The sequence below is a fragment of the Aquibium carbonis genome, assembly GCF_003970795.1.
Taxonomy (GTDB): Bacteria; Pseudomonadota; Alphaproteobacteria; order Rhizobiales; family Rhizobiaceae; genus Aquibium; species Aquibium carbonis.
Genome location: NZ_RWKW01000046.1, coordinates 11,143 through 36,336 on the forward strand (window position 1 = coordinate 11,143; position 25,194 = coordinate 36,336).

The window sequence follows — 25,194 nt, forward strand, 5'->3', positions numbered from 1 at the left end:
CGCAGCATTGCTCTCGACAGCACCCGTCCAGGCGCAAGGGACCGGCGTGGGTGTCGGTGTTGGCATCGGCGGAATAGGCGTGGGTGCCGGCGTCGGGATCGGCGGCGGCGGTGTGGATGCAGGAGCAGCCGCATCGGTCGGAGGTTCGAGCGGAATTGGCGCCGGAGCCGGCGCCTCGATCGGCGGCGGCGGTATTGATGCCGGCGCCGGAGCGTCGGTCGGTGGCTCGGGCGGCGTCAATGCCGGGCTCGGCGCTTCCGTCGGCAGCGGCGTAAACGCTGGTGTGGGAGCGTCGGTCGGCAGCGGCGTCGATGCAGGGGTGGGTGTCTCGATCGGCGGAGGAAGCGGATCTTCTCCTGGCACGCCCGGCCAGCCCGGTCAGCCTGGCCAACCCGGCCCACAGACCCCCGGCGCGGTCGTCGCAGGGATGTCGTCCGCAGAACTTACCCGCTACAAGCGGCGCTGTGGCGACGTGGTCGCCACTCCCTCGGCATATGATCAGGACCTCCACGCACTTTGTCTCCTGATCAACCAGACCGCCTCCCGGTAGCATTCGATGGTCGGAGAATCTCTGCGAAGGCGGTGTCGAGACAGCGCCTTCGCACGATGGGCCTTTCATGAAATCCGCCTAGTGCGGTAGCACCGATGCACATGGTGTCGGGCCCAACGACGCCGCCTCTTGCCCGTCGGGCTGCCTGCGCCTAGACACGCGTCCATGATCACGCTCACCGACCTTTCGTTGCGCGTCGCGGGACGCCTGCTCCTCGACCATGCCTCGCTCGCCCTTCCGTCGGGCGTGAAGGCGGGTCTCGTCGGTCGCAACGGCACCGGCAAGACCACGCTCTTTCGCGCCATCACCGGGGACCTCGCAACCGAGTCCGGTACCATCGGCCTGCCTAAAAACGCACGCATCGGGCAGGTGGCGCAAGAAGCGCCCGGCACTGAAGAACCCTTGATCGAGATCGTGCTCAAGGCGGACAAGGAGCGATCTTCGCTCCTGGACGAAGAAAAGACGGCGACGGATGCAAACCGCATTGCCGAAATCCACATGCGGCTCGCCGACATCGACGCGCATTCAGCGGAATCACGTGCAGCGACCATCCTCGCGGGGCTCGGCTTCGACGAGGAAGCCCAGCGTCGGCCTGCCTCGTCTTTTTCCGGCGGCTGGCGCATGCGCGTGGCGCTGGCAGCGGTGCTGTTTTCCGAGCCCGACCTGCTTCTGCTCGACGAGCCGACGAATTATCTCGATCTCGAAGGCACATTGTGGCTCGAGACCTACGTGTCGAAGTATCCGCACACGGTTCTGCTGATCAGCCACGATCGCGACCTGCTCAATCGGGCGGTGAACTGCATCGTCCATCTCGATCAGCAGAAGCTGACCTTCTGGCGCGGCGGATACGACCAGTTCGAGCGCCAGCGCGCGGAGCAGATCGAGTTGCAGGAGAAGGCGCGGGTCAAACAGGAAGCTCAGCGGAAGCACCTGCAATCCTTCGTTGACCGGTTCCGAGCCCAGGCCACGAAGGCACGACAGGCGCAGTCGCGCATCAAAGCCCTGGAGCGGATGAAGCCGATCGCCGCCTGGAACGATGAATCGGTAAGGCCTTTTTCATTCCCCGAGCCGGTCAAGACCGTCGCCTCGCCGATCGTCGCGATCCAGCAGGGGACCGTCGGCTACCTTCCCGGCAAGCCCGTGCTGAAAAATCTGACACTCAGGATCGACGCCGACGATCGCATTGCGCTGCTCGGCTCGAACGGCAATGGCAAGTCGACCTTCGCCAAGCTGATCGCCGGACGGCTGGAAGTGGGGAGCGGCACCATCACGCTCGCCCCCCAAATCAAGGTGGCCATGTTCGCCCAACATCAGCTGGACGACCTTCGGCCCGAAGAGAACGCGATCGAGCACGTGCGCCGTTTGATGCCGGACGCTGCGGAGGCCAAGGTGCGCGCGCGCGTGGCGCAGATGGGGCTGGTAACCGAGAAGATGAACACACCGGCCAAGGATCTGTCGGGTGGCGAAAAGGCACGCCTCCTTATGGGCCTCGCATCCTTCGAGGGGCCGAACCTCTTCATCCTCGACGAGCCGACGAATCACCTCGACATCGACAGCCGCGAGGCGCTGATCCATGCATTGAACGACTATCCCGGCGCGGTCATTCTCATTTCGCACGACCGCCACCTCATCGAGGCGACGGCGGACCGACTCTGGCTGGTCAAGGACGGGACCGTCGCGCCTTTCGACGGCGACATGTCCGACTACCGGACGGAGGTGACCGGCGGCGCGGCCGACCGCCGCCAGAAGCGCGAGGCGGACAAATCGTCCAAGGCCGACAAGCGGCGCGAGGCGGCGGCGCGCAGGGCTGCGCTGGAACCGCTCGCCAAGCAGATCCGCGCCACCGAAGGCTTGATCGAACGGACGCGCAAGCGGCTCGACGCCGTGGAGGACGAACTGGCCAACCCCGTGCTTTACGAAAAGGATCCGATCAAGGCGACGCGGCTTGCGAAGGAACGCTCGGAACTGGCCGCCACGGTCACGCGCCAGGAAGAAATCTGGCTGGAATTGTCCGGCGAGTACGAGGACGGAATGGCCGAATGACCATCCAGGTGGAGAATCGAGACGAGGTTCGCATCGTAAGGATCGACCGCCCGGAAGCCCGCAATGCCGTCAACCCCGCGATGGCCGAAGATCTCTTCCGCGCGTTCGTCGCCTTCGAACGCGACGACAGCGCAAAGGTGGCGATCCTCACCGGTGTGGACGGGGTCTTCTGCTCCGGCTTCGACCTGAAGGCGGCGTCGGCCGGCATGGACGAGACCTGGTACGCCGAGCATGAGATCGGCGTATCAGTCGAGGGCTTCGACGCCCAGCCGAGCAAGGGACCGATGGGACCGACCCGATTGACGCTCACCAAGCCGGTCATCGCGGCGATCTCCGGACCTGCCGTGGCGGGCGGAATGGAGCTGGCGCTCTGGTGCGACATGCGGGTGATGGAACGCTCCGCCTACATGGGGGTCTATTGCCGGCGCTGGGGCGTTCCGTTGATCGACGGCGGGACTGTGCGGCTGCCTCGAATCGTCGGCCACGGCCGCGCCATGGATCTCATCCTGACCGGCCGGCAGGTGGATGCCGAGGAATGCCTGGCAATCGGCCTGGCCAGCAGGCTGTGTCCCGACGGCTCGGCAATCGAGGTCGCCCTCGAACTGGCAAACCAGCTTGCGCGCTTCCCGCAAGCCTGCATGCGCGCCGACCGCTCGTCTGCTCTGGCACAGTGGTCCCTCGACGTCCCGATGGCCCTTGGCAACGAATGGAAGAGCACGGACGCATTCCGCTCGGAAGGCCGTGCCGGAGCCTCGCGCTTCGCCTCCGGCAGGGGGCGCTCGGGGGATTTCTCGGAAATCTGAGCGACCCCGACGGAAGCGCTACTCCTTCTCCCGGTCCCCCCTGCCCCATCTCGGAGGAGGCGGGTTGGCCCGGTCGAGCCTGCGCCGACGCCGGACCATGGCGATGAAGCCGACAAACCCCGTCATGATCAGAATGTAGCCGATCGGGACGGCGCGCGGATGAAGGTCGAACGCACCGGCATTGAGGACCAGCTCTACCCGCGACGGCGAAAGATTGCCTCCACCTACGGTCCGGGTGACCGAGAAGACATAGTTGTCGCCTCCATCGACTGGATCGATCGTTGCGACGTCGTCCTTGTAGAGAAAGCTCCCCGCCGGCCCAGCCTCGGGATCGACCCCGTCGAAGGTCACCGCCTGTTCGAGGATCATCTGGTCGCCGGTCCGGACCGTCATGCGCAAGACCGGGACGTCCCTGGTCGGAACGAAACGCTCTGCGACCTGCATCGCGATCCTGATCCGAACCGGCGCTTCGGATGGCGCGATGGCGACTTCTGCCGACCGCTCGCCGTCTCCGTCGAGCAGCGTGAACGTGCCGATCTCGTAGCCGGAGACATTGCTGACCGCGAGCGGGTAACCGATGCCAAGCGCGAGACCAGCCAGAAGCACCACCAGGAAGAAGAACCGCATGCGCCACCTGTCCGCGAGAAAACGTGCCGGGTGTCGCATGCGGTCGGCAGCATGTCCACCAAGCGAAAGGTCGAGCGCTCACGCCTTTCCGCTTCGTGCGCCGCCCAGCTGCACGACACGCGTCTCAGGCCTTGCGCTCCCATCGTCGATCTGGCGACTGCTGCCAGTAGGTGGCCTGATGTCCCGCCGCGCGCACGGCCTTCCAATCCTGCCGAGCCAACGTCACCTGCATCTCGTCGTGGCCGTCGAACATGAAGACCACGCGCTGATAGGCAGCGAGATCGGGGGGGCGGGCACCATCGACGATGAAGCGGATCTCCGCCCCATTGGCATTGCCCTGTCCAATGGTGAGAAGCACGGGCTGGTCGGCGGCGTGTGGTTCATGCTCCGCCCCATGGCCCACGAAGGAGTCCTCACGGTAAGTCCAAAGATGCTGATCGAGCGCATCGCGTCGCTCTTCGCTGCCGGTCTGTATCACCACCTTCCAGTCCCGGGCGAGCGACCGCTCGACGAGGGCGGGAAGCGCCTCCTCGAGCGTCGACTCGGTCAGGTGATAGAAGAGGACTTCCGTCACGCCTCGTAGTGGTCCCGCACCAGGCGGTCGAGCAGCCGCACGCCGAAACCCGACCCCCACGAGGTGTTGGTGTCGCTGGCCGGAGAACCCATTGCAGTACCGGCAATATCGAGATGCGCCCAAGGCGTTTCCTTGACGAAGCGCTGGAGGAACTGCGCCGCGATGATCGCCCCGCCATAGCGGCCGCCAATGTTCTTCATGTCCGCGTTCTTGGAGTCGATCAGCTTGTCGTATTCCGCACCGAGGGGCATTCGCCAGAGCTTCTCGCCGGTCGCCATGCCGACCGCGGCCAGCTTTCCGGCCAGATCGTCGTCATTCGAGAACAGGCCCGCATGATGCTGGCCGAGCGCCACCATGATGGCTCCGGTGAGCGTGGCGAGGTTGACCATGAACTGCGGCTCGAAGCGCTCGTTGCAGTACCAGAGCGCATCGGCGAGCACGAGACGGCCCTCGGCATCGGTGTTCAGGACCTCGATCGTCTGGCCCGACATGGAGGTGACGATGTCGCCGGGGCGTTGGGCATGGCCATCGACCGCGTTCTCGACCAGGCCGATGATGCCGACGACATTGGCCTTCGCCTTGCGAGACGCGAGCGCGTGCACCAGGCCGGTGACGGCAGCCGCACCGCCCATGTCGCCCTTCATGTCCTCCATTCCCGAGGCCGGCTTCATGGAGTTGCCGCCCGTGTCGAAGGTCACGCCCTTCCCGACGAAGGCAATCGGCTTGTCTTTTCCCTTGCCGCCGTTCCAATGCATGACGACGAGCCGGGCGCCGCGGGGAGACCCTTGGGCGACGCCGAGCAGCGCACCCATTCCCAGCTTCTTCATTTCCTTTTCCGCGAGCACCTCGACGGTGACCCCAAGACCCTCGAGCTCCTTTGCCCGGTCGGCGAATTCCACCGGCCCCAGCGTGTTTGCGGGCTCGTTGACAAGGTCGCGCGCGAGGAAGACACCGCCCATCACGGCCTCGATGTCGCCAAAGGCTTTCTTTGCCGCCGACGGATCGGCGCAATGGATGGTCAGCTTGGAGAGCTTGGGCTTGCCATTGTCCTCATCGCTGCCCTTGCCCTTGGCATCCTTCCTGGACTTGTACTTGTCGAAGACATAGGAGCGCAGCAACAGTCCGAGCGCGAAGGCCGCAGCCGCATTCTCGTCGGGTGCGCCCTCGGCAAGATCGAGGACAACGGCGGCAGTATCGGCCTTGCGCAACAGCGGCCAGGCGGACCCGCCAAGACGCATCCAGCCGTTTTCGTCGCGCTTGTCCGGGGTGCCAGCCCCGAGCAGAGCAAACCGATCGAGGTCTGTTCCATCGGGCGCCCAGATGTCCAGCGTCGTTGCGAACCCGCCCTTGAACTTCGCCGCCGCGATCGCCTTGGCGATCGAGCCCGTGGGATCCAGCGGACTTACCGAGCCGGCCATTGATGCATCTTGCGCAACGAGGATCGCGACTGCGCCCTTCTTCGGAGCGGCTGAAAGTTTGGCGAAGGCGATGGACGGTGGCTTGTGCATGGCTTATCCGGTTTTTGAGCCGGCATTGGCCGGCAAGATGCATATCTGTCTAGAACATCGAACGATCGATTGGAATCGTCCAGCGGGCGGCGGCGCGGAATTGGCCGACGGAGATCGGACGCGTTCACGAAAGATTAACCTCGTCCCTTCGCCCTTTTTTAGCCGTGCTTGCGCACAATCCGCTATTGGACGGCGGGCACGTGAAGAGAAGCGGCACGATCGACGCTTGAGGCACATGACGCCAAAGCGTAATCTGCCACCGTGGCGGGACCGCGCATAGGGACACCGACAGCTAGGCTGATGAAGCTCGTCGAACAGTACATTTTCCTGCGCGCGCTGAAGGTTTCGGCGACGACGCTCGCCATCGCGGTGGCAATCGTCTGGACGACGCAGGTCCTGTCCCGAATCAATCTCGTCACCGACAATGGGCAAACCGCGGTGACCTTCCTCACGCTGGCAACCCTGCTGCTGCCCACCGTCATCCCGGTCGTTGCGCCTTTCGCAGTCATCATTGGCGCCACGCAGACCCTCTCGGCGATGAACCAGGATTCCGAATTGTCCGTCATTGCCGCGTCCGGGGCCGGCCGCATGACCATCGTGCGCCCAATCATGCTGCTCGCTGTGCTGACGGCCCTTTTTGCGCTCTTCGTCGACGTCGCACTGGAGCCTTCCGCGCGGCAACGCGTGCGCATGATCCTCTCGACTTCGCATGCCGATCTTCTCTCCACGGTCATCCAGGAAGGCACGTTCCGCAGAATCGAAGACGGTCTCTACGTCCAGGTGAGCGACAGGCTGCCCGACGGCAGGCTGGGCGGCATCGTCGTCGCCGATTCGCGGCAGGAGAACATCGACCTGCTGTTCTATGCCAAGGACGGCGACATCCAGGAGGTCGACGGCGGCCAGGTTCTGCTGATGCGAGACGGCGAGGTTCATCGCAAGGCACCAGGCGGCGACGTTTCGGTCATCCGCTTCGTATCCTACGCCTTCGATCTCTCAGGCTTCGCGTCGAGATCGGGCGAAGTCTACCTGTCGGCCAAGGACCGATCGCTCGCCTATCTGCTCGACCCTCCGCCCGACGACCGCATCATGCAGCAGTCGCCCCGGCGCTATACCGCTGAAATCCACCGCATATTCTCGGAGTGGCTCTATCCGATCGTCTTCGGCCTGTTTGCGATCGCGGCGGCCGGCGACGTCCGCTCTCATCGCGAAGCGCGGATCCACCCCATGATCACCGCGATCGCCTGCGGACTGGTCGCGCGCTGGCAAGGCTATTACCTCACGGAGAACATCGAGGACTCTGCCGCCTACGTTCCGTGGGTCTACGCCTCCATCGCGGGCAACATGATGTTTGCGCTCTTTTTCATCATGACTGGTCGCGCAATGACCCCGCCGGCCGGTTGGCTCGCGGCGATCACCAATGCGTTTGCAACCTTGACCGGCCGTCGAACGGATCGGTTTGGCGACGTCCGCGCCGGCGCGGCACAGGGGCGGTCATGATTGGCTGGACACTGGGGCGCTATTTCTTCCGCCGCTACATCAGCATCGTGATCTGGTTCCTGATCGGAATCTTTTCGCTGATCTTCATCATCGACTTTACCGAGCAGTCCAACCGGTTCAGCGGCCTGCCTGGCTACAGCCTGCCCATCGGCCTTCTGATGACGAGCCTCCGGGCGCCTATGGTGCTCCAGATCACGGTTCCGTTCATCGCCCTGTTTGCCGCCATGGCCACGCTGATCGTGCTGAACCGGAAATACGAACTCGTGATCGCCCGGTCCGCCGGCATTTCGGCCTGGCAGTTTCTCCTGCCTTTGTGTGTGGGCGCCATGGTATTCGGCCTCGCCTCCGTCTTCGTTCTCAATCCGATTGCCGCGCATGGCTTCTCGCGTGTCGAGCGCATGGAAAGCGAGATCCGTTCGGGCCGGTCTAACAAGGTATCGAGTTCATCCGCGCATTGGCTTCGGCAGCGCGGCGACGATGGCGACATCATCATCGGCGCGCGCGCAGTGCTCGACGGGGGGCTCGTTCTGTCGGACGCGGTGTTCATCCACGTCGACAAGGAAGGCCAGATCACCGAACGCCAGGATGCCCGACGAGCAGAACTCGCCCAGGGCGAATGGATCCTGAGCAACGTGCGTGGCTTCATGTCGGGCGAGATGCCGACGCTAGCGGAGAGCGCGCGCATTCCGACGAATCTGCGGCCCGAATTCGTTCAGCAGCGCCTCGCTCGTCCCGAGGCGACACCCTTTTTCGAACTGAGCGAAAAGATCGAAACAGCGAAGGCCTTCGGCTTTGCCACCAACGCGTTTTCGATGCAGTATCACTCGCTCATCGCCCTGCCCGTGCTCATGGTGGCAATGACACTGATCGCGGCGACGGTATCGATGGGATTCGTGAGGCTGGGGCAGTCGGGTACGCTCATTCTGGGTGGCATAGCAGCCGGGTTTCTGCTTTATGTCGTCACGACTCTCGTGAAGGCGTTCGGCAGTTCGGGGATCGTGCCGCCGGTCGTGGCAGCGTGGGTTCCGGTTGTCATCGCGATGTTCTTTGGCGTGACATTCCTGCTGTACAAGGAGGACGGTTAGTGCAGTTGGTGTGGAGTAGCGGCGGGGTGGCAGCGCATGCGCGCGCGCTCTGCGGCGCGACGGCCCTGGCCTTGCTCTGCGCGTTCGGCGCAGCGTCGGTTCATGCGCAGGAGTTCGGCGACCTCAGCATGGCCACGAGCGATGGGCCGATGCTGCTCGAAGCAGACAACCTCATCTACGACAATGACAAGCAGACCGTAACGGCGGCCGGGGACGTGCGGATCGAGTACGACGGCAATCGTCTCGTTGCTCGCCGCATCACCTACAACCAGCAGACTGGCCGCATCGTAGCGTCCGGCAACGTCGAGATCATCTACCGGGACGGGACGCGGATCTTTTCGGACGACATCGACGTCACGGATGATTTCGCCGACGGCTTCGTCAATGCGCTGCGCGTCGAAACCGTGGACGATACCTATTTCGCCGCAGAGAGCGCGGAACGCCGCGGCGGGTTGCTGACGATCTTCAACAATGGCGTCTACACCGCCTGCGCACCGTGCGAGGCAAATCCGGACAGGGCGCCGATCTGGCGCGTGAAATCGCGCAAGATCATCTGGAATGGCCAGTCACGAACCGTTCGGTTCGAGTCCGCCCAGTTCGAGTTCTTCGGCATGCCGCTCGCTCGCCTGCCTGCCTTCGAGATCGCCGACCCTTCGGTGACGCGCAAGACGGGCTTCCTGATCCCGTCCATCGGCTATTCGAGGGAACTCGGCGCGCGTCTTTCTCAGCCCTATTTCATCGCGTTGTCGCCCACCTACGACCTGACCCTGACCGCCCACACCTATACCCGGCAGGGATTTCTCGGCGAGGCCGAGTGGCGCCAGCGTTTTGACAACGGCTTCTATTCGCTCAAGGCCGCGGGCATCATTCAGCAGAACCCCGACGCGTTTCGTGCCGACTACATCGACGCGGAGGAGAAGACGCGCTGGATGGTGGGAACGAAGGGATCGTTCAAGATCAATCCGCGCTGGGTCTTCGGATGGGATGCGTTGATCCAGAGTGACCCGAGTTTTTCACGGACCTACGGTATCGAAGGCTATTCTCAGACAAGGCGCGTCGACACCATCAATCTGACCGGCCTCGACGATCGGAATTACTTTGATGTCCGGTTCCTCAAGTTCAGGGTTCAGGACCGGGTTCGCGACGAACGGGATCCGTTCCAGCCCTGGGTGCTGCCATCGCTCGACTATGCCTATACGCTCGACAACCCCGTGGCCGGCGGGGAGCTCGCATTCGATGTGAACCTGGCCGTGGTGCACCGGAGTGACCTCGACTACCGAGCCTACAATGTCCTGGACCCGCTTTCGCCCCGCTTCGGGGGAGCCGAAGGCACCTCGGGACGACTGACCGTTGCCGCGGAGTGGAAGCGCAACTTCATCACCGACGGCGGCGTCGTGCTGACGCCCTTGCTTGCAGCTCGTGGCGACATGATCGGTACGGATTTGTCGGCCGCGTCCCTCGGCGCCTATTCCGACATGGCGACAAATCTCGCCGGCCTGGATTATTCGCATGACGGCAGTTCCTATGGCGCTGTCGCCGCCGACATTCGTTCATCCTACTATCGGGGTATGGCGACCGCCGGCATGGAGGTCCGTTGGCCGGTGCTTTTTTCGACGACCAGCGCATCCCACATCCTCGAGCCCATCGGGCAACTCCTGGTCCGGCCGGATGCCGCTTACGGTGGTTCCCTGTCGATCCCCAACGAGGACGCCCAGAGCCTGGTGTTCGATGCCACCAACCTGTTCGAGCACGACAAGTTTTCCGGGTACGACCTGATCGAAGGCGGGACGCGCGCCAATCTTGGTCTTCGCTATTCGGGCGATTTCGGTGGCGGCTGGACAGCGAACGCCGTATTCGGTCAATCCTATCATATCGCGGGCGACAATCCCTTCGCCCAGCCGAATCTCGTCAATGCAGGCGCGTTTTCGGGATTGGAAACGGACGTGTCCGACTTCGTGGGTATGGTCAGCGTCCAGACGCCGGGGAGCCTCACGCTTTCGGCTGGCGGGCGGTTCGACGAAAAGACCCTCGCGGTGCGCCGCACCGACTTTGGAGCACAGGCAACGGTTGGACAGGTCGATCTGGTTGCGACCTACACTTTCATCGAAAGCCAGCCTCTCTACGGCTTCGACAATGATCGGCGCGAGATCTCCCTGGCCAGCCGGGTCAGACTGACGGAGAACTGGTCGGTCACCGGCCGCGGAGCATACGATTTCGAATCCGAGACACTGGTGAAAAGCGGCATCAACTTCGCTTATGCCGACGAGTGCTTCACCTACGCCATGGCGGTGACGCGCACCGAAACCATCGACGAAGGCGACGTCGATTTCAATTTCGGTTTCCGGATCGGCTTCCGGACGATCGGCGATTTCGGATCCGCGGAAACGAGTTTTCCGGAGTTCACCACCGTCAATCGATAATCGATTCGGCGCGAAGTCATGGTTTCGCCGCATCAATGCGAGAAGAGGCGGTGACCGACCGTCCGAAGACCTACACGGGGGAAACCTTTTCCATGATGTCGATCCTACGACGCCTCGCGATCCCTGCCCTTCTGTCCGGCGGCATGGTCGCGCCTTTCGCCGCCGTTTCGCTTGTCACCGCCGCACATGCCAGCGAAATCAAGCATGTGGTCAACAACATTCCGGTCACGAGCTACGACATCGCTCGCCGCAGCGCATTCATGAAGCTGCAGCGCCGCAATGGCAGCGCTTCCGAGGCGATGATCGAGCAGGCTCTGCAGATGTCGGAAGTCGCGCGCTTGCGGATCAACATCCCCGACAAGCAGGTTGACGACGCCTATGCCCGCTTCGCGTCCGGCAACAAGCTCGGCGTAGCCCAGCTCGACCAGATCCTCGCTCAGTCCGGCGTGACCAAGCAGCACTTCAAGGATTACATTCGCGCCCAGATCGGTTGGAATCAGGCTCTTGGCGCGCGTGCGCGCTCCGAGGGACGGATCAGCGAGCAGGATGCCGTTCAGCGCATGCTGCAAAAGGGCGGCCAGAAGCCCACGGCAACCGAATACATGCTGCAACAGGTGATCTTCGTGCTGCCCGCAAGCGAGCGGAACGCACGGATGGCCACGCGCAAGCGCGAAGCTGAGGCAATGCGGGCCCGCTTCAGCGGCTGCGATACCACGCGCGAGTTCGCCAGGGGTCTCATCGACGTGACCGTGCGCGATCTCGGACGGATCGTGGCGCCGGAACTGCCGCCGGATTGGGAAGCGCCCATCAAGGCGACCCAACCCGGAAAGGCAACGCCGGTGCGCGAAACCGACCGCGGCGTCGAGTTCATCGGCATCTGCAGCACGCGCGAGGTGTCCGACGACCGCGTGGCACGCATGGTTTTCCAGAACGAGGCTGCCGAAGACGGCAAGGTCGACGAACTGGCCAAGAAGTACATGGACGAACTGCGAAAGAATGCGCGTATCGTCAACCGCTGAGGTCCCGCCGCTGTCCCTACCCCTGGCGTTGACCTCGGGCGATCCCTCAGGGATCGGTCCGGAACTGACGATCATCGCCTGGATGCAGCGTCATTCGCTGCGCCTGCCTCCCTTCTACGTCCTGTCCGACCCTGCTCTCCTGGCGGCCCGGGCACGCGGGCTCGGACTGGACGTGCCGATGCAAGCCGTCCTTCCAGGACAGGCCCGAGAGACCTTCGCGCGTGCCCTTCCCATCGTCAGGCTCGACGGACGACTTGCGGACAAACCGGGAGAGCCCGTTCGAGACAACGCTGCGGGTGTCGTCGAGGCGATTGATCGGGCAGTCGCCGACACGCTTGCCGGGCGAGCGGCCGCTGTCGTGACCAATCCGATTTCGAAGAAGCCGCTTTATGAGGCGGGCTTTGGCTTTCCTGGCCATACCGAGTACCTCGGCCATCTGGCGCAACAGGCCACCCTACAGCCGGTGCGCCCGGTCATGATGCTGGCGGGGCCGGACTTGCGGACCATCCCGGTGACGATCCATGTCGCGCTGCGCGACGTCCCGGGCCTGCTTTCCGTCGACATGATCGTGGAAACGGCGCGGATTGCGGCCCACGATCTGACGCAACGTTTCGGCATCGCGCGCCCGCGCCTGGCGATTGCCGGGCTCAACCCGCACGCCGGCGAAAACGGCGCGATGGGAATCGAGGACGAAGCAATCGTGCGGCCCGCCGTCGAGGCGCTCCAGCGTGAGGGCATCGATGCGCGTGGGCCGCTACCCGCCGACACCCTGTTCCATGCGCGTGCACGGGAGGGCTACGACGTGGCGCTGTGCATGTATCACGACCAGGCGCTGATACCGGCCAAGACGCTCGCATTCGACGAAGCCGTGAACGTGACGCTGGGCCTTCCCTTCGTACGCACCTCACCGGACCACGGTACCGCCTTCGACATCGCCGGCAAGGGCGTGGCGCGGCCCGACAGCCTGATCGCCGCGCTGCGGCTGGCGGCGACGCTGGCACAAGTCTCTCTGCGTGCCGCGGCATGACGACCGATGGGCTGCCTCCGCTTCGCGAGGTGATCGCCACACACGGGCTCGATGCGAAGAAGTCGCTCGGGCAGAATTTTCTTCTCGATCTGAACCTGACGGGCAAGATCGCCCGCGCTGCGGGGGACCTGACGCAATGCACCGTGATCGAGGTCGGACCGGGTCCCGGCGGGCTGACGCGGGCGCTTCTGTCTTCAGGCGCGCGACGGGTTATTGCGATCGAACGTGACGAGCGGTGCCTCTCTGCTCTGGCACAGATCCGTGATCACTATCCGGGGCGGTTGGAGGTGATATCGGGTGACGCGCTCAAAACCGATTTCGCTGCGCTCGCCACCGGAGAGACCGTCCGGATCGTCGCGAACCTGCCGTACAACATCGGCACCGAACTGCTCGTGCGCTGGCTGACCACACCGGACTGGCCACCTTTCTGGACATCGATGACATTGATGTTCCAGAAGGAAGTGGCCGAGCGGATCGTAGCAGCGCCCGGTGCCGATGCCTATGGCCGACTTGGCGTTCTCGCTGGTTGGCGGACGGATGCCCGCATCGCCTTCGACGTGCCTCGCCAGGCCTTCACACCACCACCGAAGGTTACCTCATCGGTGGTTCACCTGACACCCCGAGCCGCACCGATGCGCGCGGAGCTGAAGCTCCTGGAACGCGTAACCGAAGCGGCGTTTGGACAACGCCGCAAGATGCTGCGCCAGAGCCTCAAGAGGGTGGGCGGCGAAACCTTGCTGTCGTACGCTGGTATCGATGGGACGCGCCGGGCCGAAACGCTGAGCGTCGAGGAGTTCGTGCGCCTTGCCAACGGCATCACACCGTCGGCCTGAGACCCAGCGTTCTCAATCGACCTGTTCGTCGAGCAGCCTCGTCACATAATCGAAAAGGCCGAGACTGCGGTCGCGGCGCAGCCGCTCCGCCGCAACGATGGACAGCACCTGCTGATAGGCGCGATCGAGGTCTCGGTTGATAACCACATAATCGTAATCGCGCCAGTGCTCGATCTCGTTGCGGGCGTTGGCCAGGCGGCGCGAAATGGTTTCGGCGTCGTCTTCGGCTCGCCGTTGCAGCCGAACCTTCAGTTCGCGCATGGAGGGCGGCAGAATGAACACCGAGACGATGTCGCCCTGCATCTTCTCGCGCAACTGTTCGGCGCCCTGCCAGTCGATGTCGAAGAGCATGTCGCGGCCCTCGTTCATTGCGCGTTCGGCCGGTTCGCGCGGCGTGGCATAGAAATTTCCGTGTACCTCGGCCCATTCGAGGAGTTCGTCATTGGCTCGCAGATTGTCGAATTCCCGGCGCGAGCGGAAATGGTAGTGAACGCCGTCGATCTCGCTCGACCGCCGTGGCCGCGTCGTGACGCTGACGGACAGTTCGAAGCCCTTGTCATTCTCGAGGAGATTACGCGCGATGGTCGACTTGCCCGCGCCGGACGGCGAGGACAGGACGAGCATCAAGCCGCGCCGACGAACCCCCTCCAGTTGAGAATTGTCGGCCATGCCTCTACTCCAGATTTTGCAGCTGTTCCCGGAACTGGTCGACGACGACCTTCAGTTCCAGGCCAATCGCCGTAACGGTTGTCGCATTCGACTTCGAACACAGCGTATTCGATTCGCGATTGAATTCCTGCGCCAGAAAATCGAGCCGACGCCCAATTGCGCCCCCCTCCTCGATCATGCCGCGGGCCGCTCGCACATGGGCTTTCAGTCGGTCGATCTCTTCGCGGATGTCCGCCTTGGTGGCCAGCAGAGCGGCCTCCATATGCAGCCTCGTCTCATCAAGCGCGGTCCCGGCGGCTTCCATCAGGATCCTCACCTGCCCGCCGATCCGCTCGCGGATGACAGCGGGGTTGCGCGATGGATCAGCCTCAGCGCGCAACACAAGATGCTCGATGGTCGAAAGGTGCCCCAGCAAAATGGCCGCCAACGCCGCCCCTTCCGAACGCCTCGATTGCTCGAGACCGGCCGCCGCCTCTTCGAGCACCGACAAACTCGCTGAATCGAGCGTATTGCGCATCTCCTCGTCTTCGGCGAGTTCGGGAATTTCAAGGACACCGCGCAAGGCGAGCAGGCCATCGGCCGTGGCGGGGGCGCAGCCAAAACGTTCCTGCAGGCGCTTGGCCAGATGGGCCGCTTCCTCGAGCAGGACCTCGTTGACGACCGGCCGCACCGCCGAATTGTTGCGGGAAAGCGTGAGCGACGCCTGGACGTTACCGCGCGAGAACCGCTTCTGAATGATCTGCTTGGCGGCCTGCTCGAGCCTTTCAAGGCCGGGCGGAAGACGCAGGCGCGCCTCGAGCCCCTTGCCGTTCACCGAGCGCAGTTCCCAAGCGATCGACGCACCAGCCAGTTCCGCCGACGCGCGAGCGAAGCCCGTCATGCTCTGAACAGCCATGGATGTTCCCCCCGCTCGAGCGCAGGCGCTCAGTCGGCAACCGCCGGCGCGGATACCTCAGTTGCCGCCGCCGCTTCACGGCGCTTGCGCTCGATCTCGCGCCAGCGCGAGACATTCTCGTTGTGCTCGGCCAGCGTCGCCGCGAAGACGTGCCCGCCCGTCCCGTCGGCAACGAAATAGAAGTCGTTGGTCTTCGACGGATTCGCCACGGCCTCGAGCGACGCGCGGCCAGGAGATGCGATCGGACCAGGAGGCAGGCCGTTAATGGTGTACGTGTTGTACGGAGTGGGCTTGTCGATGTCGGAGCGGTAGATTGGCCGGTCTGCCGGTTTGCCCTTGCCGCCGAACAAACCGTAAATGATCGTGGGATCCGACTGCAGGCGCATGCCCTTGTTCAGCCGGTTGATGAAAACCGCAGCCACGCGCGAGCGTTCCTCGGCCTGTCCGGTTTCCTTCTCGACGATCGAGGCGAGCGTAACGAATTCGTTGATGTCCTTGAGTGGCAGCCCTTCGACACGCCGCGCCCAGATGCTTTCGACGAGGCGGGACTGCGCCGCGATCATGCGCTCGATCAGATCCTTGCGCTGCGTCCCGCGCGTGAACCGCTGCGTGTCGGCGACCAGGCTGCCTTCCGGCGGCATGTCGGCCGGCATGTCGCCGACGAGCGCTTCGTGTTCGGCGATGCGCTGAAATGCCTGTTCGACCGTGAGCCCTTCCGGAATCGTCAGAGAGTACAGCACGGATCGACCGCTTTTCAGGAGTTCCATGATGTCATGCATGGACGCGCGCGGCCTGACCTCATATTCGCCTGCCTTCAATTCGGAATCGGCGCCATAGGCACGCACGCCAAGGGCGAAAATGCGCGCATCACTGATCAGTCCGGTGCGCTCCAACTGGGCGGCGATCTCGCGAACGCCGGTATTGGGCCGAATCATCACGACATCGCCGGTCGTGGAAGGCCCAGGACCTTCGAACTCGCCCTTGCCAAAATACACAAGCAGCCCGGCACCGATGGTCACCAGGAAGATGGCCGACATCACGAAGTTCAGAAAGATGACGAACTGGCTGCGCGAGGCGCGAGAGCGGCGGGGCGGAGGCGTACCCATCTCCGGGCGAAGCGCCTCGTTGGCGGTCTTCGGCACGATCGGCTTCGCCGCCTCACGGCGGCGTCCGAACTCCGGTTGATTCGCGGTATCGCTCATCGGTTCACCCTCGCTCCCTCACTCCGGCATCCGTCTCTCGTTCGATGCGGCAACGCCAGCGCCAGCCGTCGCCTCGGACGGAATTGCGTCGAATCGCAACAGCCCGCACATACACCATTTTCAGGTCACGATGTCGCGGGCGAAGACTATCGAGGATTATGGCAAAAATGACGCCTGGACGCGACAGTCAACCATTATACCGCCGAAAGACAAGCGAGGCGTTCGTTCCACCGAAGCCGAACGAATTCGACAGTGCCACGTCGATCCGGCGCTCCCGTGGCGTGTTCGGCACGAGATCGAGCGCAGTCTCGGTCGACGGATTGTCCAGATTGATGGTGGCGGGGGCGATGTTGTCGCGGATCGCCAACAGGCAGAAGATCGCCTCCGCCGCACCGGCCGCCCCAAGGAGATGGCCAATCGAGGACTTCGTCGACGACATGGAGATCGTTGACGCAGCATTCCCGACGAGCCGCTCCACCGCACCGAGTTCGATCGTATCGGCCATCGTCGACGTGCCATGCGCGTTGATGTAGTCGACATCCGCAGGCGACAGTCCGGCACGCTTCAGCGCAGCCTTCATGCAACGATAGGCGCCATCACCATCCTCGGCCGGGGCGGTGATGTGGTGCGCGTCGCCGGTGAGGCCGTAGCCGACCACCTCGGCGTAGATCTTGGCGCCCCTGGCCTTTGCGTGCTCGAGTTCTTCCAGCACCACGACACCGGCGCCCTCGCCCATCACGAAGCCGTCCCGGTCGCGGTCGTAAGGGCGCGACGCTTTCTCGGGCGCATCGTTGTAGGCTGTCGAGAGGGCGCGGCAAGCCGCAAAGCCAGCCAACGACAGCCGGTTGATGGGTGATTCGGCGCCGCCGGCGAGCATCACTTCGGCATCACCGAAAGCGATCAGGCGAGCTGCGTCACCAATGGCATGAGCACCGGTGGAACAGGCCGTGACGACGGAATGGTTGGGGCCTTTCAATCCATGGCGGATCGACACCTGTCCGGAGACGAGGTTGATGATATTGCCAGGAATGAAGAATGGACTGATACGGCGAGGGCCACGCTCGTGCAGGATCAGCGCGTTCTCGGCGATGCCTTCGATGCCGCCGATGCCCGAGCCGATCATGACCCCGGTCGCGCACTGATCCTCGTCGGTTTTCGGCTCCCAGCCTGAATCCTTCAAGGCTTCGTCGGCAGCGGCAATGCCGTAGGTGATGAAGTCGCCGACCTTGCGCTGGTCCTTCGGCTCCAGCACATGGTCGGGATTGAACGTGCCGTCGTCGCCTGCCCCGCGAGGGATCACGTTCGCGATCTTGCAGGGAAGGTCGCTCGTCTCGAATGTCTCGATCTTTCGCGCAGCGCTCCTGCCCGAAAGCAACTGCTTCCAGGAGTGCTCCACGCCAGGTCCGAACGGAGACAATAGGCCGAGGCCCGTAACGACGACACGTCTCATTGCGGGTTCCATCCGGCGCAAGAGGCGCCGGCCAAACTCAGGCCGAAGCCTTCTCGATGAACTTGACCGCGTCGCCGACAGTCAGGATCGTCTCGGCCGCGTCGTCGGGAATCTCGACGCCAAACTCTTCCTCGAAGGCCATCACGAGCTCGACGGTGTCCAGGCTGTCAGCGCCCAGATCGTCAATGAAGCTCGCGCCCTCGGTAACCTTCGCTTCTTCGACGCCAAGATGTTCGACAACGATCTTTTTGACGCGCTCTGCGGTATCGCTCATTAGGGAAACCCTCGACTTCGGTTCAAGTTTGTCTTCGTTAGCGGCAGGATTGCCGCTAATCAAGCTGAAAGATGGCGCATTCCAGGTCGGTCCAACGTGGATACTCCGGACTGCGTTTTCCTTTCGATTGGCACTGTCCGACGGTGACGCCTTGACGGAAATGCCGGCTCGCGCGGCGCATATCACGAAGCCGTGGCCCCGCAAAGCCGGATTCGGGCAGCGTCGCGGCCAGATTGGTCCGCGCGCTCCCGGAGACTCCGGCTTGGCTAGACCATCGCCATGCCGCCGTTGACGTGCAGCGTCTGCCCAGTCACGTAGGCGGCTTCCGCCGAAGCAAGGTAGACGACGGCTGTCGCAATCTCCAGTCCGGTGCCCATTCGGCGCATCGGGATGGCCCCCATGATGGCGTCCTTCTGCTTGTCATTGAGCTTTTCGGTCATGGACGATTCGATGAAGCCCGGCGCGATGCAGTTGACGGTCACGTTGCGGGAGGCGATCTCCTGCGCGAGCGACTTCGAAAAGCCGATCATGCCGGCCTTCGAAGCACAGTAATTGGCCTGTCCCGGATTGCCGGTGACGCCGACCACCGACGCCATGTTGATGATGCGGCCGTAGCGGCGGCGCATCATCGGGTGGGTCAGTTCACGCGTCAGTCGGAAGGTGGAGGTCAGGTTGACCTCGATCACGGCATCCCAGTCGGCATCGGACATCCGGACGAAAAGACCGTCGCGCGTGACACCGGCATTGTTGACGAGAATGTCTACACCCTCGAGTTCCGCCTCCGCCTTCTGCCCAAGCGCTTTCACGTCGTCGCGGTTGGACAGATCGGCCGGGAAGATTTTCACCCGGTCGCCGAGATCGGCCGCGAGCGCTTCGAGCTTTTCGACGCGCGTGCCGTGCAGACCGACGGTCGCCCCCTGTCCATGCAAGGCGCGCGCAACCGCCTCGCCGATGCCCCCGGAGGCGCCGGTCACGAGAGCCTTGCGGCCGGTCAGATCGAACATGTCGCTATCCTTTCCCGAATTCACGCGCGACGGCGAGCCGCGACAGGGTTTAGCCTTGGACGAGGGTCGCGAGCGCGGCCTCGACGTCGGCAGGTGTGTTGACGGCGGCCGTGGCGGTGTCACGGCTGATGCGACGCGCGAGCCCGCAAAGAACCTTGCCTGAGCCGACTTCGTAGAGCGTGCCGACGCCGTTGCCAGCGAACCATTCGACGGTTTCGCGCCAGCGCACGCGGCCGGTCACCTGCTCGACGAGCCGCTGGCGGATCTCGGCGGGATCCTTGATCGGGCTGACCGTGACGTTGGCGACAACCGGCACGACTGGCGCCTTCATCTCGACCGCCGCCAACGCATCACGCATCGCGTCGGCCGCTGGCGCCATCAAGGCGGAGTGGAACGGGGCGGACACCGACAGCATCAATGCGCGCTTCGCGCCCATTTCCGTGCACAGGCGCGCGGCGTGATCGACGGCGGCCTTCGAACCAGAGATGACGAGCTGACCGCCTCCATTGTCATTGGCGATCTGGCAGACGCCGCCTTCTGCCATCGCGCAGGCCTCCTCCACCTTTCCCTGGTCGAGGCCAAGAATGGCCGCCATGGCGCCTTCGCCTGCAGGGACTGCCGCCTGCATGGCGTTGCCGCGGATTCGCAGGAGCCGGGCCGTATCGGCGAGCGAGAAGACGCCGGCAGCACAGAGCGCGGAATACTCGCCGAGCGAATGGCCAGCGACATAGGCCACCTTGTCCTTCAGCACGAGGCCGCGTGCCTCCATGACACGCAGCGCCGCGATCGAAACCGCCATCAACGCCGGCTGGGCGTTGGCGGTAAGCGTCAGAACGTCCTCCGGGCCCTCCCACATGATGGCGGAGAGCTTTTCGCCAAGCGCTGCATCGACCTCATCGAAGACGGAACGGGCCTCGGGAAAAGCGTCCGCCAGATCGCGGCCCATTCCGACGGACTGGCTGCCCTGGCCCGGAAAGGTGAATGCGATGGCCATCAGTTGTTCTCCGCTCGATCGAACTCGCCTGCCTGTGACGCAGGAGCGGGCGGGAAGTCAAGTGCGGTCAAGGCTGGCCGAAGCTTCGCGCCATCGCTCACCTCCTTGCGTCGAGATCGACATGCACCCATCTAGGCGCAACCACCTTACGCCGCCAACATGGGTCATCATGGGTTCCTGGGCCGACCTTCTCCTCGTCATCGTCGGCATGGGGCTGCTGTTCGGCGGCGGTGAGTTTCTGGTCAGGGGTGCGGTCGGCCTTGCGCGACGGTTTGGCGTATCGGAGCTGGTAATCGGTCTCACCATCGTGGGCTTCGCCACGTCGACGCCCGAGTTGCTGGTGTCTGTCAAGGCCGCGCTCAAAGGCGTGCCCGAGATCGCGGTCGGCAACGTCGTCGGCTCCAACATCGCCAACATCCTGCTGATCGGCGGCTTTACTGCGCTGCTCGCCTCCCGCGTGCCCCTCGAACGCGGAATCCGCCGAGAACTGGGTATCATGCTGGGCGCATCGATGCTGTTGCTCATCGCATCGGCGTGGGGCGCCATTCCGCGTCTCGCCGGTCTGGCGCTCTTCCTCCTGCTGGCCTTCTATCTCGCCATGCATTTCCGTGCGGCTCGGCAATCGCACGCCGCCGGCGAGCTGAGGCGCCCCGACATGGCGGGCGCCGCACCGGCGTGGCGGTCGCTCATGGTGCTGTCGGCCGGGCTCGCCATGCTCGCGATCGGTGCGGACTGGCTGGTCGACGGCGCCTCGTCGATCGCGCGCGCGGTCGGCGTCTCGGAAGCGGTCATCGGCCTGACGGTCGTCGCGCTCGGCACCAGCCTGCCCGAACTCGCGACTTCCATCGTTGCGGCGTGGCGCGGCCGCAGCGAAGTGGCCGTCGGCAATGTGATCGGCTCCAATATCTTCAACATCCTCGGCATTCTGGGCGTGACCGCTATGATCGAACCGCTGGACATAGCCAGCCGGTTCCTTTGGTTCGACGTGCCGCTGATGCTGGCGATCAGCATCCTCTTTTCGGCTGCCGTCGTCGTGCGCAATGGCCTGGGGCGTCGAAGCGGAGCGATCATGCTCGCTGCCTATCTGGCCTACACCGCCGCCTTGTTCGTGCTGCCGGGATGACGTTCATCCCAACCGGCCTTGCCAATGCGCGGCACCTCCGGTATAGCGCCCGCACTCTGCCGGTTCCGATTGGGGGCTGAACGGAGGGCTCGCGCGTTTTCGGACCGTTCCGAACGATGCGTGTGTGAAGGCAAGGGTCCTTCCGCCTCCCGTGTCTCCGCTCTCGACCGTCTCATCGATGCGTCTTTCTTCTCCCGGTTCCGGGTCAAGGCAGTCGCAGAGGCTTAGCCATCGGGCGCCGGGCAGTGAAACGAAGAAAGGCAAGAATGAGCATGGCTCTCTACGAACATGTATTTCTCGCCCGCCAGGATCTGTCTTCGCAACAGGTCGACGCGCTTGTGGAAACCTACAAGGGCGTCATCGAAGCGAATGGCGGAAGCATCGGCCGGGTCGAGAACTGGGGATTGAAGTCCCTCACCTACCGCATCAACAAGAACCGCAAGGCGTACTACACGCTCATGGACATCACCGCTCCGGCGGCTGCGATCCAGGAGATGGAACGCCAGATGGGCCTGTCGGAGGACGTTCTCCGCTTCATGACCGTTCGCGTCGAGAAGCACGAGGAAGGCGTTTCCGCGATGATGCAGAAGCGCGAAGAGCGCAGCGAACGCGGCGGCGACCGCTTCGGCGACCGTCCCCGTTTCGGCGACCGCGATCGCGGCGACCGTGGTGACCGGGGCGACCGTCCCCCGCGTGGCGATCGCGACGATCGTGGCCCGCGCCGTCCGCGCGAGCAGGCTGAAGGAGGAGCGCAGTAATGGTCGACATCAACCAGATCCCGACGCGCCGTCCCTTCCACCGCCGTCGCAAGACCTGCCCCTTCTCCGGCGCCAACGCCCCGAAGATCGATTACAAGGACGTGCGCCTGCTGCAGCGCTACATCTCCGAGCGCGGCAAGATCGTGCCGTCGCGCATCACCGCCGTCAGCCAGAAGAAGCAGCGCGAGCTCGCCAAGGCGATCAAGCGCGCCCGCTTCCTCGGCCTGCTGCCCTACGTGGTGAAGTGATCTCCAAGCCGGGCGCCAGCGCCCGGCCCTTTCCCCGCTTCGGGTGCGGAGAAAGAACCGAAAACCCCGAGTTGGGCCAAACGAGGCCCTAACTGCCATGACGGGCAGGACAGCGACCGGCGGACCACGTTCCGCTTTTTGTTCCTGACCGTCCATTCGACATTGCGGCTGCCGTGGCAGCCCGACGACAAGGATCAGGACCATGGAAGTCATTCTCCTCGAACGCATCTCTCGCCTCGGCCAGATGGGCGATACCGTCAAGGTCAAGGACGGTTTCGCGCGCAATTTCCTGCTGCCGCAGGGCAAGGCGCTTCGCGCTAACGAAGCCAACAAGAAGAAGTTCGAAGGCCAGCGCGCGCAGCTCGAAGCCCGCAATCTCGAGCGCAAGAGCGAGGCCGAAGCCGTGGCCGAAAAGCTCGACAGCCAGAGCTTCATCGTCGTGCGCTCCGCCGGCGAAACCGGCCAGCTCTACGGTTCGGTGTCGACCCGCGACATTTCGGAACTGCTCACCGAGGAAGGTTTCACGGTCGGCCGCAACCAGGTCGAACTGAACAATCCGATCAAGGCGATCGGTCTCACCAACGTGGTGATTGCGCTTCATCCGGAAGTCGAGGTTACGATCACTCTCAACATCGCTCGGTCGGCCGACGAAGCCGAGCGGCAGGCGAAGGGCGAGAAGCTCGATTCGCTCGAGGCGATCTATGGTGACGACATCAACGAGAACGCCCGTCCGGACGCGTTCTTCGATGGCGGCGACGAAGAAGACGAAGAGGCTTGAGCAAGGACGTCACCTGTCCCGATCGCCTCTACTGCGCGATCCAGATCGATACCCGGGAGCTTTCCCGGGTATTTCGTTTGGTGCGGGTGGCGCCTGCTTCCCGGCGCAGGATGCGCGACAGCTGCACCATTTCTTGTTTTGTTCCAGCATCACGCTCGCTATCTTGAGGTTTCGATTCGCGTCAACCGGAATCTCCGCGACCGACCCGACATCGACACCTTGGGTGTGGACGAGGTGTGAATTACGGGTTGGGAGCGTTATTCCCGACCCAAGCCTCGCGAAGTTCTGATAGGCCTTTTGCCGGCAGGGACCAGACGGAACGACCATGGCAGAAGCAGTCCGCAAATTCGGCGTGGCGGAGACCCCGCTCTATCGCGAAGCGCCCAACAACATCGAGGCCGAGCAGGCCTTGCTCGGCGCGATTCTCGTCAACAATGATGCCTTCTACCGCGTTTCGGATTTCCTGAAGCCGACCCACTTCTACGAGCCGCTTCACCGCAAGATCTTCGAGATCGCGGGCGAACTCATCCGCATGGGCAAGTCGGCCAATCCCGTCACCATGAAGACGTTCCTGCCGGCCGACGAGAAGGTCGGCGACATGACGGTCGCCCACTACCTGGCAAGACTGGCGGCCGAGGCGGTCACGATCATCAACGCCGCAGACTATGGCCGCGCGATCTACGACCTTGCCACGCGGCGCGCACTCATCACCGTCGGCGAGGACATGGTCAACATCGCCTATGATGCGCCGGTCGACATGTCGCCCGCGGAGCAAATCGAGGATGCGGAGCGGCGACTTTTCGAACTGGCCGAAACCGGCCGCTACGATGGCGGCTTCCAAAGCTTTTCCGACGCGGTGACGACGGCGATCGACGTCGCCAATGCCGCCTACATGCGCGACGGCCACCTGTCGGGCGTCTCCACCGGACTTCGCGACGTCGACCGCAAGCTTGGGGGCCTGCAATCGTCGGATCTCGTGATCCTCGCCGGTCGCCCCGCGATGGGCAAGACGTCGCTGGCCACCAACATCGCCTTCAACATTGCGGCTGCCTACAAGCCCGCACAGCAGGCGGACGGCTCGTTCAAGGCCGAGCGCGGAGGCGTGGTGGGCTTTTTCTCGCTGGAAATGTCGGCCGAACAGCTCGCCACCCGCATCATCTCCGAGCAGACGGAAATCTCGTCATCGAAGATCCGCCGCGGCGAAATCTCGGAGACGGACTTCGAAAAGCTCGTCGCCTGCGCGCAGATGATGCAGAAGACGCCGCTGTTCATCGACCAGACGGGCGGCATCTCGATCGCGCAGCTAGCCGCCCGGGCCCGCCGGTTGAAGCGCCAGCGCGGCCTCGACGTGATCGTCATCGACTATGTTCAGCTGATGCAGGGTTCTTCAAAGTCGAGCCAGAACCGCGTGCAGGAAATCACCGAGATCACCACCGGCCTGAAGGCGCTGGCCAAGGAACTGCATGTCCCCATCATCGCGCTGTCCCAGCTTTCGCGCCAGGTGGAAAGCCGCGACGACAAGCGCCCGCAGCTTTCGGACCTGCGCGAATCGGGTTCGATCGAGCAGGACGCCGACGTCGTGCTCTTCGTCTATCGAGATGAATACTATCTGCAGAACAAGCAGCCGGAGGAAGGCACGCCCGAATACGAGGAATGGCGCCTCAAGTTCGAGCGCGTGAAGGGCAAGGCCGAACTGATCATCGCCAAGCAGCGGCACGGCCCGACCGGCACGGTGGAACTTGCCTTCGAAGGCCAGTTCACGCGGTTCTCGGACCTCGCCGAGGAAGACCGCATGCCGGAGCGGCTCGAGTAG

At 63.8% G+C, this 25,194-nt stretch carries 23 protein-coding genes; 13 read left to right on the plus strand and 10 right to left on the minus strand.

The annotated features are described in order from the left end of the window. Nucleotides 1-715: 715 nt before the first annotated feature. Together EJC49_RS13240 and EJC49_RS13245 are read left to right on the plus strand one after the other, a co-directional pair. A complete protein-coding gene (locus EJC49_RS13240; protein ID WP_126700412.1) occupies nucleotides 716-2,593 on the plus strand; it encodes an ABC-F family ATP-binding cassette domain-containing protein in 1,878 nt (625 codons plus the stop codon). Next, complete coding sequence (locus tag EJC49_RS13245) at nucleotides 2,590-3,396, plus strand: crotonase/enoyl-CoA hydratase family protein (protein ID WP_126700413.1); 807 nt, start codon at nucleotides 2,590-2,592, stop codon at nucleotides 3,394-3,396. Before EJC49_RS13240 ends, EJC49_RS13245 begins: the two co-directional genes overlap by 4 nt. 18 nt (nucleotides 3,397-3,414) lie before the next feature. On the opposite strand, the gene EJC49_RS13250 is transcribed toward EJC49_RS13245, so the two are convergent. The 3 genes from EJC49_RS13250 to EJC49_RS13260 all read right to left on the minus strand — a co-directional run bounded on the left by EJC49_RS13250 (nucleotide 3,415) and on the right by EJC49_RS13260 (nucleotide 6,105). After that, the gene (locus tag EJC49_RS13250) at nucleotides 3,415-4,023 is read right to left on the minus strand and encodes a hypothetical protein (protein WP_126700414.1); all 609 of its coding nucleotides are present in this window, start codon (nucleotides 4,021-4,023) and stop codon (nucleotides 3,415-3,417) included. A 124-nt stretch (nucleotides 4,024-4,147) separates the two neighbouring features. Then, nucleotides 4,148-4,597 (minus strand): DNA polymerase III subunit chi, encoded by a 450-nt coding sequence (locus EJC49_RS13255; RefSeq protein WP_126700415.1) that lies wholly within the window; start codon nucleotides 4,595-4,597, stop codon nucleotides 4,148-4,150. After that, nucleotides 4,594-6,105: a leucyl aminopeptidase gene (locus tag EJC49_RS13260; protein WP_126700416.1), complete on the minus strand. Its 1,512-nt coding sequence runs from the start codon at nucleotides 6,103-6,105 to the stop codon at nucleotides 4,594-4,596. The genes EJC49_RS13255 and EJC49_RS13260 overlap by 4 nt, the downstream gene beginning before the upstream one ends. A gap of 300 nt (nucleotides 6,106-6,405) precedes the next feature. On the opposite strand from EJC49_RS13260, the gene EJC49_RS13265 reads away from it, so the two are divergent. From EJC49_RS13265 to rsmA, 6 genes are all read left to right on the plus strand, one after another. Beyond that, on the plus strand, nucleotides 6,406-7,602 hold the full coding sequence (locus EJC49_RS13265; protein ID WP_126700417.1) for an LptF/LptG family permease: 1,197 nt from the start codon (nucleotides 6,406-6,408) through the stop codon (nucleotides 7,600-7,602). Beyond that, nucleotides 7,599-8,687, plus strand: a complete 1,089-nt coding sequence (gene lptG, locus EJC49_RS13270) for an LPS export ABC transporter permease LptG (protein WP_126700418.1) — start codon at nucleotides 7,599-7,601, stop codon at nucleotides 8,685-8,687. Before EJC49_RS13265 ends, lptG begins: the two co-directional genes overlap by 4 nt. A 149-nt stretch (nucleotides 8,688-8,836) precedes the next feature. Then, complete coding sequence (locus tag EJC49_RS13275) at nucleotides 8,837-11,107, plus strand: LPS-assembly protein LptD (RefSeq protein ID WP_245453395.1); 2,271 nt, start codon at nucleotides 8,837-8,839, stop codon at nucleotides 11,105-11,107. A 95-nt stretch (nucleotides 11,108-11,202) separates the two neighbouring features. Next, complete coding sequence (locus EJC49_RS13280; protein WP_126700442.1) at nucleotides 11,203-12,126, plus strand: peptidylprolyl isomerase; 924 nt, start codon at nucleotides 11,203-11,205, stop codon at nucleotides 12,124-12,126. Next, entirely contained in the window at nucleotides 12,104-13,153 is a 1,050-nt protein-coding gene (pdxA, locus tag EJC49_RS13285) for a 4-hydroxythreonine-4-phosphate dehydrogenase PdxA (protein ID WP_126700419.1), read from the plus strand. The genes EJC49_RS13280 and pdxA overlap by 23 nt, the downstream gene beginning before the upstream one ends. Continuing rightward, nucleotides 13,150-13,986 (plus strand): 16S rRNA (adenine(1518)-N(6)/adenine(1519)-N(6))-dimethyltransferase RsmA, encoded by an 837-nt coding sequence (gene rsmA / locus EJC49_RS13290; protein ID WP_126700420.1) that lies wholly within the window; start codon nucleotides 13,150-13,152, stop codon nucleotides 13,984-13,986. The genes pdxA and rsmA overlap by 4 nt, the downstream gene beginning before the upstream one ends. A gap of 12 nt (nucleotides 13,987-13,998) precedes the next feature. On the opposite strand, the gene gmk is transcribed toward rsmA, so the two are convergent. From gmk to fabD, 7 genes are all read right to left on the minus strand, one after another. After that, entirely contained in the window at nucleotides 13,999-14,655 is a 657-nt protein-coding gene (gmk, locus tag EJC49_RS13295; RefSeq protein ID WP_245453391.1) for a guanylate kinase, read from the minus strand. 4 nt (nucleotides 14,656-14,659) lie between these two features. Further along, nucleotides 14,660-15,550, minus strand: a complete 891-nt coding sequence (locus tag EJC49_RS13300; protein ID WP_126700421.1) for a YicC/YloC family endoribonuclease — start codon at nucleotides 15,548-15,550, stop codon at nucleotides 14,660-14,662. 29 nt (nucleotides 15,551-15,579) lie between these two features. Continuing rightward, nucleotides 15,580-16,752, minus strand: a complete 1,173-nt coding sequence (gene mltG / locus EJC49_RS13305) for an endolytic transglycosylase MltG (protein ID WP_126700422.1) — start codon at nucleotides 16,750-16,752, stop codon at nucleotides 15,580-15,582. A gap of 187 nt (nucleotides 16,753-16,939) precedes the next feature. Continuing rightward, nucleotides 16,940-18,202, minus strand: a complete 1,263-nt coding sequence (gene fabF / locus EJC49_RS13310; RefSeq protein ID WP_126700423.1) for a beta-ketoacyl-ACP synthase II — start codon at nucleotides 18,200-18,202, stop codon at nucleotides 16,940-16,942. Between the two features lie 37 nt (nucleotides 18,203-18,239). Beyond that, nucleotides 18,240-18,476 (minus strand): acyl carrier protein, encoded by a 237-nt coding sequence (locus tag EJC49_RS13315; RefSeq protein WP_126700444.1) that lies wholly within the window; start codon nucleotides 18,474-18,476, stop codon nucleotides 18,240-18,242. A 266-nt stretch (nucleotides 18,477-18,742) separates the two neighbouring features. Next, on the minus strand, nucleotides 18,743-19,480 hold the full coding sequence (fabG, locus tag EJC49_RS13320; RefSeq protein WP_126700424.1) for a 3-oxoacyl-[acyl-carrier-protein] reductase: 738 nt from the start codon (nucleotides 19,478-19,480) through the stop codon (nucleotides 18,743-18,745). 49 nt (nucleotides 19,481-19,529) lie between these two features. Next, nucleotides 19,530-20,474, minus strand: a complete 945-nt coding sequence (gene fabD, locus EJC49_RS13325) for an ACP S-malonyltransferase (RefSeq protein WP_126700425.1) — start codon at nucleotides 20,472-20,474, stop codon at nucleotides 19,530-19,532. A gap of 208 nt (nucleotides 20,475-20,682) precedes the next feature. On the opposite strand from fabD, the gene EJC49_RS13330 reads away from it, so the two are divergent. From EJC49_RS13330 to EJC49_RS13350, 5 genes are all read left to right on the plus strand, one after another. After that, a complete protein-coding gene (locus tag EJC49_RS13330) occupies nucleotides 20,683-21,597 on the plus strand; it encodes a calcium/sodium antiporter (protein WP_245453392.1) in 915 nt (304 codons plus the stop codon). A 272-nt stretch (nucleotides 21,598-21,869) separates the two neighbouring features. Further along, nucleotides 21,870-22,355, plus strand: coding sequence for a 30S ribosomal protein S6 (rpsF, locus tag EJC49_RS13335; protein WP_126700446.1), 486 nt, complete (start codon nucleotides 21,870-21,872; stop codon nucleotides 22,353-22,355). Beyond that, nucleotides 22,355-22,603, plus strand: coding sequence for a 30S ribosomal protein S18 (gene rpsR, locus EJC49_RS13340; protein ID WP_019170551.1), 249 nt, complete (start codon nucleotides 22,355-22,357; stop codon nucleotides 22,601-22,603). Before rpsF ends, rpsR begins: the two co-directional genes overlap by 1 nt. A 202-nt stretch (nucleotides 22,604-22,805) precedes the next feature. Further along, a complete protein-coding gene (rplI, locus tag EJC49_RS13345) occupies nucleotides 22,806-23,381 on the plus strand; it encodes a 50S ribosomal protein L9 (RefSeq protein WP_126700426.1) in 576 nt (191 codons plus the stop codon). A 325-nt stretch (nucleotides 23,382-23,706) separates the two neighbouring features. Continuing rightward, complete coding sequence (locus tag EJC49_RS13350) at nucleotides 23,707-25,194, plus strand: replicative DNA helicase (protein ID WP_126700427.1); 1,488 nt, start codon at nucleotides 23,707-23,709, stop codon at nucleotides 25,192-25,194.

Coding starts and splice junctions, on each gene's coding strand:
- EJC49_RS13240 (WP_126700412.1), top strand. CDS start 716: ATGATCACGCTCACCGACCTTTCGTTGCGCGTCGCGGGACGCCTGCTC.
- EJC49_RS13245 (WP_126700413.1), top strand. CDS start 2,590: ATGACCATCCAGGTGGAGAATCGAGACGAGGTTCGCATCGTAAGGATC.
- EJC49_RS13250 (WP_126700414.1), bottom strand. CDS start 4,023: ATGCGGTTCTTCTTCCTGGTGGTGCTTCTGGCTGGTCTCGCGCTTGGC.
- EJC49_RS13260 (WP_126700416.1), bottom strand. CDS start 6,105: ATGCACAAGCCACCGTCCATCGCCTTCGCCAAACTTTCAGCCGCTCCG.
- EJC49_RS13265 (WP_126700417.1), top strand. CDS start 6,406: ATGAAGCTCGTCGAACAGTACATTTTCCTGCGCGCGCTGAAGGTTTCG.
- lptG (WP_126700418.1), top strand. CDS start 7,599: ATGATTGGCTGGACACTGGGGCGCTATTTCTTCCGCCGCTACATCAGC.
- EJC49_RS13275 (WP_245453395.1), top strand. CDS start 8,837: ATGCTGCTCGAAGCAGACAACCTCATCTACGACAATGACAAGCAGACC.
- EJC49_RS13280 (WP_126700442.1), top strand. CDS start 11,203: ATGTCGATCCTACGACGCCTCGCGATCCCTGCCCTTCTGTCCGGCGGC.
- pdxA (WP_126700419.1), top strand. CDS start 12,104: ATGCGCGTATCGTCAACCGCTGAGGTCCCGCCGCTGTCCCTACCCCTG.
- rsmA (WP_126700420.1), top strand. CDS start 13,150: ATGACGACCGATGGGCTGCCTCCGCTTCGCGAGGTGATCGCCACACAC.
- gmk (WP_245453391.1), bottom strand. CDS start 14,655: ATGGCCGACAATTCTCAACTGGAGGGGGTTCGTCGGCGCGGCTTGATG.
- EJC49_RS13300 (WP_126700421.1), bottom strand. CDS start 15,550: ATGGCTGTTCAGAGCATGACGGGCTTCGCTCGCGCGTCGGCGGAACTG.
- mltG (WP_126700422.1), bottom strand. CDS start 16,752: ATGAGCGATACCGCGAATCAACCGGAGTTCGGACGCCGCCGTGAGGCG.
- fabF (WP_126700423.1), bottom strand. CDS start 18,202: ATGAGACGTGTCGTCGTTACGGGCCTCGGCCTATTGTCTCCGTTCGGA.
- EJC49_RS13315 (WP_126700444.1), bottom strand. CDS start 18,476: ATGAGCGATACCGCAGAGCGCGTCAAAAAGATCGTTGTCGAACATCTT.
- fabG (WP_126700424.1), bottom strand. CDS start 19,480: ATGTTCGATCTGACCGGCCGCAAGGCTCTCGTGACCGGCGCCTCCGGG.
- fabD (WP_126700425.1), bottom strand. CDS start 20,474: ATGGCCATCGCATTCACCTTTCCGGGCCAGGGCAGCCAGTCCGTCGGA.
- EJC49_RS13330 (WP_245453392.1), top strand. CDS start 20,683: ATGGGGCTGCTGTTCGGCGGCGGTGAGTTTCTGGTCAGGGGTGCGGTC.
- rpsF (WP_126700446.1), top strand. CDS start 21,870: ATGGCTCTCTACGAACATGTATTTCTCGCCCGCCAGGATCTGTCTTCG.
- rpsR (WP_019170551.1), top strand. CDS start 22,355: ATGGTCGACATCAACCAGATCCCGACGCGCCGTCCCTTCCACCGCCGT.
- rplI (WP_126700426.1), top strand. CDS start 22,806: ATGGAAGTCATTCTCCTCGAACGCATCTCTCGCCTCGGCCAGATGGGC.
- EJC49_RS13350 (WP_126700427.1), top strand. CDS start 23,707: ATGGCAGAAGCAGTCCGCAAATTCGGCGTGGCGGAGACCCCGCTCTAT.